At 64.5% G+C, this 14,008-nt stretch carries 8 protein-coding genes; 1 reads left to right on the top strand and 7 read right to left on the bottom strand.

Annotation, left to right across the window (positions count from 1 at the left end):
* Positions 1–79: 79 nt before the first annotated feature.
* From K8625_RS36140 to K8625_RS36115, 6 genes are all read right to left on the bottom strand, one after another.
* Entirely contained in the window at positions 80–784 is a 705-nt protein-coding gene (locus tag K8625_RS36140; RefSeq protein ID WP_223748837.1) for a hypothetical protein, read from the bottom strand.
* A 235-nt stretch (positions 785–1,019) separates the two neighbouring features.
* Positions 1,020–3,065: a carboxypeptidase-like regulatory domain-containing protein gene (locus tag K8625_RS36135; RefSeq protein WP_223785242.1), complete on the bottom strand. Its 2,046-nt coding sequence runs from the start codon at positions 3,063–3,065 to the stop codon at positions 1,020–1,022.
* 534 nt (positions 3,066–3,599) lie between these two features.
* Complete coding sequence (locus K8625_RS36130) at positions 3,600–5,012, bottom strand: EH signature domain-containing protein (protein ID WP_223785241.1); 1,413 nt, start codon at positions 5,010–5,012, stop codon at positions 3,600–3,602.
* Positions 5,013–5,020: 8 nt separating this feature from the next.
* Positions 5,021–5,755, bottom strand: coding sequence for a hypothetical protein (locus K8625_RS36125; protein WP_223785240.1), 735 nt, complete (start codon positions 5,753–5,755; stop codon positions 5,021–5,023).
* Positions 5,752–7,776, bottom strand: a complete 2,025-nt coding sequence (locus tag K8625_RS36120) for a hypothetical protein (RefSeq protein ID WP_223785239.1) — start codon at positions 7,774–7,776, stop codon at positions 5,752–5,754. The genes K8625_RS36125 and K8625_RS36120 overlap by 4 nt, the downstream gene beginning before the upstream one ends.
* 3 nt (positions 7,777–7,779) lie before the next feature.
* On the bottom strand, positions 7,780–10,248 hold the full coding sequence (locus tag K8625_RS36115) for a DEAD/DEAH box helicase (protein WP_223785238.1): 2,469 nt from the start codon (positions 10,246–10,248) through the stop codon (positions 7,780–7,782).
* Positions 10,249–11,372: 1,124 nt separating this feature from the next.
* On the opposite strand from K8625_RS36115, the gene K8625_RS36110 reads away from it, so the two are divergent.
* Positions 11,373–11,918, top strand: a complete 546-nt coding sequence (locus K8625_RS36110) for an ester cyclase (RefSeq protein WP_223785237.1) — start codon at positions 11,373–11,375, stop codon at positions 11,916–11,918.
* Between the two features lie 13 nt (positions 11,919–11,931).
* Here the strand turns inward: K8625_RS36110 and K8625_RS36105 are convergent, their stop codons facing one another.
* A complete protein-coding gene (locus K8625_RS36105; protein WP_223785236.1) occupies positions 11,932–13,674 on the bottom strand; it encodes a hypothetical protein in 1,743 nt (580 codons plus the stop codon).
* Positions 13,675–14,008: the final 334 nt, after the last annotated feature.

Genomic DNA, 14,008 nt, shown 5'->3' with positions numbered 1-14,008 from the left:
CTCCTCGTGCAGGTGACGCGACCAGTGCACACGCGAGAGCCATCCCCATCACGCGAAGGTGCATAGAGGATCGTCTCCGTCAGGGATTCCGCCTATCCGACACTCGCTTCTCAAATAGGATGACGCGCATCGAATTGGCGACGGCACGCATGATGAGTTCCTCTGGCAACTTTCCCCCTGGGACGAACTCCTTCTCCTGGCCCGCCTTCAGAAGTTCCTCAACCAACTCCCCATCCTGCCGGTAGCTGAAGTTCACCTCACGAAGTGCCCTGAGTCGAAGTCCGCGTTCGTGCGAGGCGACGAAAACCGACCCACGCATGGGCAGCCACTCCACCATTGAATCCTCGCGATAGAGAAGATCCACGGGCGAGTCACTACAATCGATGGCGACATCCAGGACGTACTCGTCATCACTCTCGCAACTCGTCGCCCCAGAAGACTTGAGACAAAGGGCACCTTCCGCGTGGCTCGCCACCAAGGCACGTCCAGCCTTCACGGCAACCCATGTCCCCGCCGAGACCTCCAGGGTCCCATCAGCGTTCGCCGTGCATTGGCCCGTCGACTTCGTGCACTCCAGACTCAGGGCCCCTACGGGAACGACGTATCCCTTGTCTCGTATGGAGATACGACGGGGTTCGCCCTCACACGTGAGCAACAACTTGCCATCCTTGGTGCTCTGCCCCTTCGCTACCCGGAACTTGGAGGCACCACAGCCAGCCGAAAGAAGTGCGGCCCAAAGCAGCAGAACGGCGTACGCCCACCTCTGCGTCGGAATCCGTTGCATGTCCCCCCCACTCATGACCTCTGGGAGCCACAGACTTTACATAAAGAACAAATCCGTCTGCAATTGAGTCAGTACGGACCCTATCCATGACAGCCTGCAGAAACTCCGATTTCGGAGGAGTTCCGAGTTCAATGCCAACAAACACCACACGGCTGGTGGGTTTCCCTGACAACGAGGAGCCATCAAGCCGCCCGCACAGCTCACGAGCAGCCAGTCCGCTCGCGCCCCCACGGATTCAGAGGATGATGTGCGTGATGGGTGACCAGACGGGCTGTAGGTCCCGGGTGACGCTCTGGGCCTCGGGAACCACCAGCACCTCGGTGTGCACCAGGTAGGGGCCTCCCTGGGGGCGCTTTCCGACGAGCAGGTATGTGTAACGGCCCGCGGGCAGCGCGTCGTAGACGACCTCGGGAGAGGACGGCTTCGGCGGAGCGGGTACGCCCTGCTCACGCATGAGCCGCTCGAAGCCTGAATAGGTGCGCACCTGCGGGACGGTCCCCGGGATGAGCACCGCCGCGTGAGGAGCAACATCCTCTGGAGCGACGCCCGTGAAGCGGGGCATGCGCAGACGCAGCGAGGAGCGCCCATCCTGCTCCTGGATTTGGAGCACCCGCTGCTCCTCGGGCGCCAGCGTGACCCTGCGTGGGACATAGCGGCCGGAGCGCTTCTCCGACCAGGCATTCCCCAGGGAGTCGTGCACGGAGAGGACCTTGAAGACGTACTCCCCGGGCTCCAGCCCCGCCACGTCGAAGCTCCCATCCCGGACCTGCAGGATGCTGGGCGAGTGGCCCTGGTGGTCCCCCAGGGGAAAGACTCGCAGCACCACGTCCGCGGGCCGCCCCTCGCGGTCCTTCACGGTGCCCGACACTCGCGCGCCCGAGGAGAGGAGCAGCTCCAGCGGCTCCTCGCTCACACGCAGCGAGCCTCGCAGGGGCAGGTAGCCGGAGCGGGAGACATCCAGGCGCAGTGAGCCGGGCTCCACCGGGGCGAGCTCGAAGCCCCCTGTCGCGTCCGTCCTCGCGCTCGCCAGCTCCGGGGCCTCCGTGCCCCCGGAACCCGCCTGCGTGTGCTGGACGGCGACCTTCGCGCCCTCGATGGGAGCGGAGGTCCTCGTGTCCAGCACCCGTCCGCGGATCCGCTTCCCACCTTCGAGGATGAGGTCGCCCAGGTCCACGTCCTGACCGGGCTCGACTCGCACCTCGCGGAGGGTGCGCAGCAGGTCCGGGGCGTCGAACGTCAGCCAGGTCACGCCCGGCTGCTGGATGGGAAACCGGAAGGCCCCGTCCTCGTGCTCGAAGGGCTCGTCGTTGAGGGTGAAGCGGGTGATGGGCGTGCCGTCCGAGCGCCGGAGTCGTCCCAGGATGCTGCCCTGATAGCGCATCACCAGCGTCACGTCCTTCGCGCCCGCCAGGACGGTGCGCCGGGAGTCCTCGCCATCGTGCTCACGCTGCACGTAGCCAGGCTTCTCCACGGAGAGGAGGCAGTTGCCCGGTAGCAGGTGGTGGACCGTGAACCGCCCCGAGGCATCCGTGCGCGCGGACGAATCCGACACGCGGTGACCATGCTCTCGCTCGTACCGCTCGGCGTGGGCTTCCGGGTCCGACCGGGCCGACACCTCGGCGTGAGCCACGGGGCGCCCGGCTTCATCCACCACGGTGCCGGACACGGAGCGCCCTGTGTCCATCCGGAAGGTCACCGTCGTCGGCTCCGAGGGACGGACATCGATGACGCGCGACACCCGATGCGGGGCGCCCGTGTCGAAGATCGCTTTGAGTGTGTATCGGCCGGGCTGCACGGTGCGCAGTTGGAAGCGCCCCTGCTCATCGCTCGTGGCCTCGGCGACATGGGTCTGTCTGCCCTCGGCGAACAGGAAGAGATTCACCTCCGGGAGCACGATTCCCGAGGCGCTGACCACGCTGCCCACCACCTGCCCACCGGCACGCAAGACGAGCCGGAGGTCCTTGGCGGGCGCCGAGACGTCCACGCGTGTGACGACGTAGCCCTCCGCTGAGGCGACAAGGAAGTGGGGCCCCGCCTGGGCCACCTCGAGAACGAAGCGGCCCGCGTCGTCGACCTCCGTCTCGAACCGGTCGGAGACGTAGTCTCCGAACCGCTGCGTCAACCCGCCAGCCTGCTCCACGAGGTCCGGCTCACCGGCAGGTCGAGCGACATCCTTCATCAGTCGGGGCGGCGTCATCGCGGCCACCGTGGCCCGCGCCACCGGCTGGTCGTCCTCGTCGAGGACGACCCCCTCCAGGAGGACAGCGGAGGCGGGGCGCACAGCCGTGTCCTCGGACGCAGCGGGTGGAATAAGAGACGGGGGTAACGTCGCGGGAGCTTGGTCGAGCGACGAGCCGGTGACGGACTCGCGCACGGTGGTCATCGCAGCCTCCGCAGCCGAGCGCTCGCGCGAGACGAGAGCCCCGACCACGACGAGGGCAAGCACCCCAAGGATGATCGCCACCACGGATGCCCTGTGCATGCGTCCCTCACGTAGAGATGACACTATCAGCCTGTTTCACTCAATGGGATACGTGCCGCCTGCCTTCAGGCTTTGGTGCCCTACCCTCCTCGCCTGAAGTTGCGCGCCCCTTACCACTCGCCTTGCCCAGCGCTCTCTTCGCCAGCATCAAGAAGCCGAGTCCCAGGCCTGCCTGAACGCAGAGCGAGCCGCTGCCACCCCCGAAAACAAGCCGCTCGAGCGCCCGCAGCACCGAGAGCACACCCAACGCGCCAAACAACGTGACGAGCAGATACCAGAAAATTGCCATCCACCTACGATAGAGCAGTCACTACGGTCAGCACCAGCTTGCTCCTATACAGGAAACGGGGACTTGTTCGGGCCCCTGGGCTTGCGCTCGATACCCAGTTCCAGCAGCGCCTGCTCGAACCGAGGCTCCCAGTTCGACTGATGACTCAACCAGCGCTTCGCCTCACGTCTGACCTTGAGATCATTCGCGCTCTCAACCCCTCCACCCAGCACCCTCTCACCGAAGACGCCATGCCCATAGACATACGTCGCATTGCCTGTATCGGAAAACTCGACAACCGAATACTCACTGAAACGCAGACAGAAGGCGTTCACGTCCCCTTTCGCCAAGCGCCTCGCCCTCCTGAACGCGGCTTGCTGCTCCGGGGGGAGCGTTCTCTCGTTCCTCCGCAATGCGTCGTAGGCATCCGGAGCCAGCCAGCAGGTCGTCGATTGGATGACGCCGAGGTAGCCCAACCAGAAGACATGCCTGTCCCGTTTGTTCATCGCTTTCTCGAAGAAGAACTCGAGGTCCTGCTGGATGAGTGCCGAAAGGAATGCCTCGAAAGCCGGCTTCGAGCATTTGCGAACAGCACTCCAGGCCTCCGTTAGGGTGGACAGTCGTGGGTCCCCGAAGACACTGTCCCGCGCGATGAGCCGCTCCTCGACGAGAGCCTGCACGTCCTTGCCGACACGGCCCCGCGCACGGCACTCCAACAGCGCCGCGACGACGGCGACGCGTGCCTCCACCGGAGCACCCAGGACACTCCCTCCACCGGTCGCGCTCGGCAGCCACGCCCGCCCCTCCTGCGATTCGACCAGATACAGCAGAGACTCCGACACATCCTCGCGAGCGACACATTGTCGCAACAGGTGCTCCGCGACAACGTGTCCCGCGTAGCCAATCGAGGGCCGCAGCCCAGCCTGCCCGAGCATGGCGACCACCTCACTCAGCGGGCAGGCTCCCCAACCAGCCGCAACGCTCCTGGGCCCCTCTGGCTCGAGTGCCAGCTCAATGGACACAGGAAGACGCCACCGCAACAAGGGCAAGTCCTTCGGACACCGACGGGTCAGCCCCGTCCATTCGCGCAGATGCTCAGAGTCCGCATCCGCCAGACACCAATCGCGAAGCCGTTGCCTCACGAGCCGGGGCCACCCGTCCGGGAACTGATCCAGGAACTCCGCCATGCGCAGAGGCTGGACCTTGCGCCAGAACGAAGGCACGACGCGTCGCTCACGAGAACTCAACTCCGAGTGGAGCCCACTATTCACCTTCCCAAGCAGCGCATCCACGTCGAGCAACGCCACCATCCGCTGGACGCGTCCTGGCTCCCTTTCGTCCATGCGCCGCTGTGCTTCATCCAGGCTGGACTGAAGCTGTTGCAGCCCGCGCTCCACCTGCTGTTGGAACGTGCCGAGCCCTGCGAGCGCGATGTGCTGCCGCTCCTGCACCTTTGTCAGCCATGCATCCAGGTCCATCCAGCCTCCTACAGGCGTAGGTCGCCACGCACGCGGATGACGAGGCGTCGGTTCTCGGCGTCACCCCCATCGGCACCAGGCCGTGGCGCCATCTGCCCTCGTCCCGAGACGACGAAGTTCGAATCGAAGCATGTCCGCGCCTTGCTCCCTTCGGGAAGTCGATTGCGCACCGTGAAGAATACCTCCTGCGCACGCGCTGCACTGGCTCGCACGTTGTTCTCGAAGCTGTACTCCACCACCCCGTCACGGACTCCGCACTCCGAACTCGTCCCAAGGAAGGGGCGGTCGTCCGTATGCCCTTCCAGGATGATGGACGGCTCGGCGCCTGCATCACGCATATCATCCACCGCGAGGCAGACCTGTTCGATGAGGTCGACCGCACCATCGTCGAACTGGCCGACATAGGTCCGAGGCGTTTGACATTTCCCCAGGGCAAACTGGAGGTTCTTGAACTCGATCTCCAGCGCATTCACACCACCATCCAATCCACTGAGCGCGATGAACCCACCGTCAAGCTTGGCGTCCAACTGAAGCAAGTCCGAACGCAGCCTGCTGAGCGATTTCTCGACCCCCTCCTTCTGCGAATCCACCTTCTCGATGGCGGCCTCCTTGTCGCGGATGGCAGCCTCACGCTGCTGATGCGCCTCCAGAATGAAGATGACCGCCAGCAGCAGGAACACCACCGCGACGCCCGCCATCAGGTCCGCCAGCGACTTCTCGCTCCCATCCCCCGAGGCACTCATGGTCGGCGCACCTGGGTCGTCAGCGCCTTATTGAGCGCTTGGACCGTCTCGTTGAGTGCATCGACCCCCTGGGCAAGCTCTCCCGAGGACCTCGCCACCACGCTCTCCATGTCCTGCATCACCTTGCCCCACTTGCCACTCAGGGTCTGCGCCTGGCGCTGGACGGACTCCTCGTAGTTACGCGCCAATCCGTCGAGTACTGGCTGGACACGCTCGAACGCCTGCCGTTGTGCACTGAGCAGCCCCTCCTCCACCTTGGCCACCTCGCGGCGGCTCTGGGCAACCTGCATGAACTCCTTGGCGGTCTCGCTGAGTTGGCGGGTCACCTGCTCCATCTGCGCCGCGGCCCCTCGCGCCTTGTCTTGCGTCTCTCCTGCTCCCCGGGTCGCAGAAACCAGCTGGGCGGCCGTGTTGCGCAGTTGCTCCGTGAGCTGTCGGAGCCCGTCTTGGGTCGTCCCCATGACCCTCGCGAACTCCTCGGAGCGACTCTGGAAGTTGCTCATATCCACATTCGCAGCCGCACGGAGCGCCTCCACCTGTCGCGACAGGAAGTCCGCCTGCTCTCCGGCCTGCTGTTGGATGTGCTGCGCCGACTGCGAGGTCGATTGCACGAGCCGCTGCGTGCTCGCATCCATCCCCGCGAGCACCTGCTCGAACCGTCCCACGACGGACTCCACGCTGCGCTCCAAATGGCCGAGCATCTGCTGGTTCTCGACCCCCAGTTGTTGTGAAGATTCCTTGGATGCTGCGAGAACGCCCGCGGTGGCACTCACCAACCCATCACGGACCCGGTCGAAGCTCTCGACAACCGTGGCGACACGCTCATTGAGCACATGGATGGCGCGCTGGTTCTCCTCGCCCCACTGCTGAGCCTGCGTCCCCATCATCCGGGCCATGGTCTCGAACTGCTGTTCGAGCCGGGGCAGCACGCCCATCAGTTGTTGCATTTGTCGAGCCATGTCCTGCGACTGGGAATGAAATCCTCCCGACACGGAGTCCCGAAGCTGCTCGAGGATGCGCCCCAGGTCGTGCTCCTGCCGCGAGGAGAGCGACTGCTGGATGGAACCCAGGCTGTCGCGGACCATGGACATCTCCTGCTGCAGTGTCAGCGCGAAACCCGAGGAGATGGAGCGCTGGAGGTCCGCGGCAATCTCTCGCACGGCCCTCTCTACCGCCGAGAGTTGCCGGGTGATGACATCACCGACCTGTTCCTTCATCATCGAGCCGAAGGTCGACAGAACATGGGTGCCGATGTCCTGGAGAGTCACCTCGACGTTTTCCAGTCGGAGAAGTCTCTCGGAAAGCTCGCGGCGGGTCTGCACCAGTTCATCCTTCAATGTGCCCAGTGCGTCCCCCCTCTCGGTCGCGAGCACGATGTCGTGCGCCTCCAACGTCCTGGTGGCGGACTCGAAGCGTGGCCGCATGGCATCCAGTCGGGCAAGCAACAAACTCTCAATGATGGACGCAACGGACTGAAACAAGAACGACCCCACCAACCCCATCGCCGAGACGAAGAACTTCGCCCCCATCTGCCCGATAGCCACTGAAAGGAGTTGCGCCTGCGAGGCCCCTGCCCCGCCACCTCCCATCAAGGCCTCCCTGACGGGCCCCACCAACACCATTCCCAAGAGGCCGAACGTCATGACCAGAGAGACGCCGGTCAGGCTCTTTCCCAGCGCATGTCCCCACGAGTGCCGGAACAGCGCCCGACAGGCCTCACGCAACCCCTGAGACGGCTCCGCGCGAATGAGCGCGGGCAGAGGAACGGGCTGCATCCCAGGAGGAAAGACGAGCAACTCACGAATGGCCCGCCACAGCGCTCGCGCCTCCTCTTGCGGACCAGGCTCCTGCTTTCGTCCTTCGAGAACATCCTCCAAATGCGCATCCAGCAGTTCGATGGCGCGCAGGAGCTTCCGCCTCCGAAACAACACCAGGGCCAGGGCCAACAGCGAGAAGCCCGTGATGGTACCTACGGCATACCGCAGTGCCTCGTCTCGCCAGAGTGACGTCAGTATCTCCATGCTTCAGCCCTCCCCCTCTTCACGAGCTTCCTGGAAGACGCCCATGTACTGCCGGGCGTCTTCGTCCATGGGCGACAGGAAATCCCGCGCGATGGCGCGCTTGCGCTCGACCAACTCGTGGAGCCTCAGGTCGAAACCTGCGTCGGGACGGCCCCGGCGGTGGAGCAACGGGTAGTAGACATGGACGGGTCGCACCTGCCCGATGCGGTGGGCACGGTCCGTCGCCTGATCTTCCTTCGCTGAGTTCCACCAACGTCCATAGTGGATGACGTGGTTCGCCGCGGTGATGTTGAGCCCGGCGCCCGCGGCCAATGGACTCAGAATCAAGACCTGGAACCCCTTCGCCCGGGAGAACACCTCGATGTTCTCAAGTGCTGCCTTCCGGCTCGCCGGTTCACCATTGAGGATATCAACACGCCCCAGACAGAACCGCTCCGAGATGAGCTGCGCCAATAAATCCTGCATGGCCCGGGAGAGGACGAAGACCAGGGCCTTCTGAGCGCCAGCCCCGCCGCCCTGGCTCTCGATTTCCGACAACAAATCCAGGCACAGCTGCGTCTTCGGGCTCTCCCTTAGCGCCGTGGCGGAGGACAGTCCCCGAGCGTCCGTCAGCAGCGCGGGATGCTGATAGAGCTTCTGGAGCGCGGCAAGCGCCCAGAGCGAGCCTTCCGAAGGCATCTTCCGCGCGATGAGTCGCTCGTGGGACTCCTGAGCCTCCGTCATCTCGACCAGCCTGCGATGAGGGCTCTTGGGTGGGAGGTCTTTCAGGGCCTCCGACTTCTCCCGCCGCAGCAAGGTGCAACCCGCGGAGGGATAGCGCAGGCGTTGACGCAGCGTCTGGACGGCGTGCTCTCCCTGGTGCTCCTCGCGGAACGCCGCCCGCGTACCGAAGACGCGAGGCTGGCGGCACTGGAGCGCATCGTAGAGGGCCCAGACATCCGACAGCTCGTTCTCCACCGGCGTACCTGTCAGGCCGACCGCGAAGGAGCGCTTCAACGCACGGGCCGCCCGCGAACGCAGCGTGTCCGGGTTCTTGAGGTTGTGCGCCTCGTCGAACACGACCACATCGAAGTCCACCTTCAGTAACGAGCGTTGATAGGCTCCCAGCGTCTCGTAGTTGGTGAGAACCAGGTCCTGTCGGGAAAGGAAGGCGCCGTTGAGCTCCCCCTCACGTTTGACGGCCTCCAGACCGGGGCCATGAAGGATGAAGGGTGCCCACGTGGACTCGATGAAGAAGCGCGCTAGCTCTTGCCGCCAGTTCTCCAACAGGATGGTGGGACACACGACAAGCTGGGGCTTCAGCCGTGCGCCAGGAGGCAGATGGTCCTGGTTCATCATCCGTCGCAGCGTGAGGAAACAGGCAACCTGGAGCGTCTTTCCCAGCCCCATGTCATCCGCCAACAGGACACCGGGCGTCACCTCCCGCGCGCGACGCCACAGCCACTCGATTCCCTGCCTCTGATGAAGCTTGAGCTCGACGCCTGTCACCATGACTGCGCGCAGCAATTCCCAGGGCACGGGGTCCGCCTCGCCAGACAGGGCCCCCTCCGTGGCGGACGCATCGAGTTCTCGCACCTTCACGGCCTCAAGGGGCTTCTTCACCCGTGACGAAGGCGCCGGTTCGGCGCTGGCGGAGGGAGTCGACTGGGGATCAGGTGCCGACAACTGAAGCGCCAACATCAATTGACGCCGCAGGTCTTCGCTCGGAGCAATGCGGGCCCCCGCCACGACGATGGGCTTCGAGTCGCCTCGCGCCAGTGCGGCCTCGTTCGCGACGTGGAGTTCCATCGCAAGCTCCCGAGAAGCTACTCGCAACGGCACTCCCTCACGCCCGTCCGGCGAAGCGACCTGGAGCGTGAGCGAGAAGTCGGCCCCCTTGTCATCGGGATCGAACCATTCGAGCCCTGAACCCTCGACTCCGACCGTGGGGTCACGTCCTCGAAGGACCTCGAAGCCCAGCACCCGCGCAGAATAGTGCGAGAGGTCGATGATGGCGTCCGCGTTCATCCCCTCGGGGATGATGACAGTGGGGTCCTCCAGCTCCCGTTGGACGTCCACGGCGAGGCGACGCTGGAGAGGACGGACGTTCTCCAGGATTCGCTCGACACCTTCAGGAAGGACCAGTGGCCGCCGGGCGTCTTCCCCAGCGATACCTCCTGGCTGGAGGCTCGAGAGAGACAATGTCGATTCTGCCCCATCAGGATGGACCGCGTAGGGTTGCAGCGAGACGATCTCCGTCGCCTCCGGATCTTGCTCCCAGCGCAATCCCACGCGGACAACGGGCTGGGGTTGGAACCGGCCCAAATAGCCTTGAGAGGTATACCGGACACGTCCTGGCAATCGTCGCCCCACGTCTTCCAGGACACCACGAATACGCATCACCCGCGCGAACTGCTCCTTGCGGGGTGCATGGGTTGCCAGGCGGGCTTCCACACAGGCCCAGGCAGCAGCCGGCCCGAGCAGAACGGGCACACCCTCCTCGGACAGAACGAACCAGGGAACGGGCTGGGGCGCATCAGGGAGGAGTAGGCCCGAAACTCGAACCCGGTATCGAGCCCCCGCTCCACCTGGGACCCCTACGACCTCACAATCGATAGCCTGCTGCTCGAGACCTACCAAGTCCAACAGGAGGTGCTGAAGCACCGCCCATTCCTCGTGCAGCGCTTCGCGCTCCTCATCGTCTCCTCCTCCCTCCACGGGTCGTCCCAACGCAGCCCACTCCCCCTGGGAGAAGACGAGTTGGTGACCATCAATCCACCCTCGAGCTTGCCACTCTGCCTTCCGCAGGTTTACGCGGAACGCGAGCTCCGGAGGCAGCGCGAGCAGGCTGATGCACAACTGCCCCGTGTCGATCGACCAGCGCTGGAATGTGTCACGACGTGTGGACGTCCGTGGCTCAGAAGGCGACATCGGGAGGGCCCTCGCAAGCGGGCTTGCTTGCACCTGTGCATCAGAGACAGGCCGTCTACCCGGCTGCACTACCACCTCAGGGTGATAGCCAGAAGGATGGCAATCAGCCTTCCATGAGGCGTGACCCAGGCGGTGTCATCATTCACCCAGCGTGACACAGACTGTTGACGCCCCCCCGAGACAGCCCAACCGTGGAGCGCCAGGGATTGCAGGCCGAGCCCGGCTCCGTGACATGTCGCATCAATCACTCGAACCCATATCACCGAGCCTGTGCATCGGTTCAGTCGCTTGACGGCTGATTACAGGTGCAATTGAATCCCGCCCTCCAGCCGCGAGCGGCTCACCCGGTCACCGCGAGACTGGAGCTCACGCAGCACCCGTCAGGAGCAGACCATGCAGATCAAGACCAAGGTTCGCGGTGGTCCCCGTACGTGCGGTGGTGGCGTCATCATCGTCGGGCCCTACAACCCCAACAACCCCTACGAGCAGATTCCGTAGCACCGCTCGCCCCTCATCCGGGCGATGACGACTCGGGTCGCCAGCGGGAGGTCCTCTCCTGCTGGCGATTCGTCGTTTCCGCCGTCGGACGCGCTCGAACTCCGGCCTGAACCTCCACCGGCAGGCACGCTATCTTCCCGCCCTGCTTCCCTGGAGCGTGCGCTCGAGGGAGCGCCACCGAGGCGAGCATGACTCCCGAGATTCGACGCAAGGCCCGTCAGAAGCTGGTGCTGGACCACTTCCGCGACGAGGTGCGGCAGCAGTGGGACGACGTCCTGTCGACGTTCCCTCATCCCCACTACGAGCTGGTCCCCACGATGACGGTGCACGACGGCGGCTCCGCGGTGCGCGAGTACTACCGGAACACCCGCGTCGCGTTCCCCGACCAGCACCACGAGCTCATCTCCCTGCGGCACAGCGACGACGCGGTCATCGTCGAGTTCTGGCTGATGGGGACCCACCTGGGCCCCCTGGGAAACATCCCGCCCACGGGCAGCCGCTTCCGCGTGCGCATGACGGGGTTCTTCATCTTCGATGCGTCGGAGACCCTCGTTTGCGAGCGCGTCTATTTCGACACGCTCAGCATGCTCAAGCAGCTCCTGGGCGGCCTGGACATGCGCTCCCCCAAGAACTGGCTGCTCGCCGTGCGCTGCTTCAAGGGCCTGTTGTCCATGACCCGCGGCGAGCCCCCGGCGGTGCTCACCCAGACGACACCTCCGGTGCTCGAGGACTGAGGGCGCGACCCGCTCACAAGGTAGGTGGCTTCGGAGCAGCCGGAGCCACGCCCGCGGCAGCGGCGGCGGAGGCTCCCACGGGCGCGGTGCCTGCCGCCGCCGTCGCTGTCGACGCACCTGTCGCCCCCGCGGCAGGAGCGGAGGGCTGACCCTCCGAAAAATCCGAATCATCGTATTGGTAGATCAACGCAAACACTTCGCGTGGCATGGCCTGGCGCTCGAGGCTTTCTCCTATCCCTGCCTTGATAGCCCCTTGCCTCCCGAACTTTTTCCGCCGAGCATTGAATGGGCCGATGTGAACTCCACAACTCCCAAGCATATCGAGAGTCTTCGCATAGGCTTCGTCGAAACGGCCGGCGGCCTCCAGCGCGCTGATGCCCGCGAACTTCTCCCCGAAGACAGGGAACTCCTGGGCCAGTGCGTGGCGGTTCATCCGTACCCAGTATCGTTTGACGAATCCCCGGAGGCGAGGCGCGATGTCGTATGTCTCCGCAAGCCCCGCCGCGAACTCGGAGTACTGCGCCAGGAATTGCTTGCTGTTACAGTCCTCGATGATCTTCGCCAGCTCGCCAGGGTTCAATTCATTCTCGGGGTAGTTCGCGCACCGGACGATGAACTCGGCGATGTTCCCTGCCTGCTTGACGAAGCTGTCGTACAACGCCTGCTTGTGCGCAGTCCCCTTCGTGCGCCAAAGCTGATAGGCCATGGGAATGCCGGCCGAGATGGCCTCACTGAAGGACTGATCTCCTTCCGCGATGGTGAAAGACCTGTCCGCGGCGCGCCATAGCTGCTGCATGTCAGAGTAGGCAATCACCTGCTTGGGCTTCATGGCCACGACCTTGAACACCCTGTTGCCCAGACTCAGGGTCTCGACGGTCAGCGTGTCGAACTCAACGGCCTTGCCCCTCTTGAGCTGGGCCAAGGGGCCCTTCCGTTGCTCGAGGTATCGCTCAAGATACGTGATTCCAAGCCGACTCTTCTTGCTGTCCTCCCCCACGGTGTGATGGTTGACGGGGAGCACGATGGCCTGGGTGATGCTCGGGTCGAAGATGACTCTATCCAGGAGGAGGTCGTAGCGAGCCCTCTCCTTCTGGCCGGCACCATAACCAAAGAAGAACCGCCACTCCTGGCCATGCTTCGGGAGCACCTCTCGCAGGTGTGGCTGGGACAGGTCCAGCTTGCTCAGCGCGAGCGGCTGCCTCAGCGCCAGGTTGCTCATGATACCGATTTCGTGTTCACGCAGCCCCGAGCTGCGCGTGTACTCGTTCAGCTCCTTCGCCGTGCGGTAGCCATACTCCGTGACAACCAGCCGGTCCTTCGTGCCGACCATGCCGGGAGTCTCCAAGGCGACCTCGTGGTACTCGTCTTCAAGAGCGCCCTTCTCGACCCCGGCGAAGCTCGACAGCATCGTGGCGAGGTCCGGGTGGTTGGAGTCGATGGCGACCGTCCACTTCGTGCCCACCATGAGCATCCTGCAGGTCTGCAGGCCGTTGATCAGGTCACCGAGGCCATTTTGATTCGCTGAGCGGACCAAGAGGTCCAGGTGCGGGATGTCCAGGTTTCTATACGGCTCATCCATCTTCTTCTGCTGGAGCGCCGTCAACTTGCTCGGCGCGCAGGGCTCCGCTGCTGCTGCTGCCGCCTCCTTGGGACTCTTCCCGACAGCCTTCTTGCGCGCCTTGGACGTCGGGGCGGAGCCCGAGCCGGCGGCCGACTGGGCAGCTGACTTCTTGTGCAACCCGGTGAGCATCGCCACGCTCACCAACACCTTGCCTTTGAACCGGTTGCATTCACTCGCGGCCCATCCGAGAGGGACGCGTGCTTTGTTCAGCCCCTCCGTGCAGGTGGCGCAGAACACAGGTTGCGCGCTCGAGGCTCCAGCCAGAGGCTTCCCACAACTTGCACAAGACATGTATCGGCTCCATCCCGAGGACTTCGCGCATGAGGTTGATGCGGGAGCTTCGTGTCGCCCCTGGCGCAGGGCAGGCACGAGGGGGGCCTGCGCCAATCCCGAGCGGCACGACGCGATGTCTCGCGGTGCCACAGCGGGCGACTTTCCGAAAATGCATTGCAGGTGCCATGCCGCAACA

The sequence above is a fragment of the Myxococcus sp. AS-1-15 genome, assembly GCF_020037055.1.
In the GTDB taxonomy this organism is placed as follows: Bacteria; Myxococcota; Myxococcia; order Myxococcales; family Myxococcaceae; genus Myxococcus; species Myxococcus fulvus.
This window is presented reverse-complemented; position numbering and strand designations above follow the sequence as displayed.

Excerpts from the sequence above, each read along its gene's own strand:
- K8625_RS36140 (WP_223748837.1), bottom strand. The coding sequence starts at position 784 with ATGCAACGGATTCCGACGCAGAGGTGGGCGTACGCCGTTCTGCTGCTT.
- K8625_RS36125 (WP_223785240.1), bottom strand. The coding sequence starts at position 5,755 with ATGAGTGCCTCGGGGGATGGGAGCGAGAAGTCGCTGGCGGACCTGATG.
- K8625_RS36110 (WP_223785237.1), top strand. The coding sequence starts at position 11,373 with ATGACTCCCGAGATTCGACGCAAGGCCCGTCAGAAGCTGGTGCTGGAC.
- K8625_RS36120 (WP_223785239.1), bottom strand. The coding sequence starts at position 7,776 with ATGGAGATACTGACGTCACTCTGGCGAGACGAGGCACTGCGGTATGCC.
- K8625_RS36130 (WP_223785241.1), bottom strand. The coding sequence starts at position 5,012 with ATGGACCTGGATGCATGGCTGACAAAGGTGCAGGAGCGGCAGCACATC.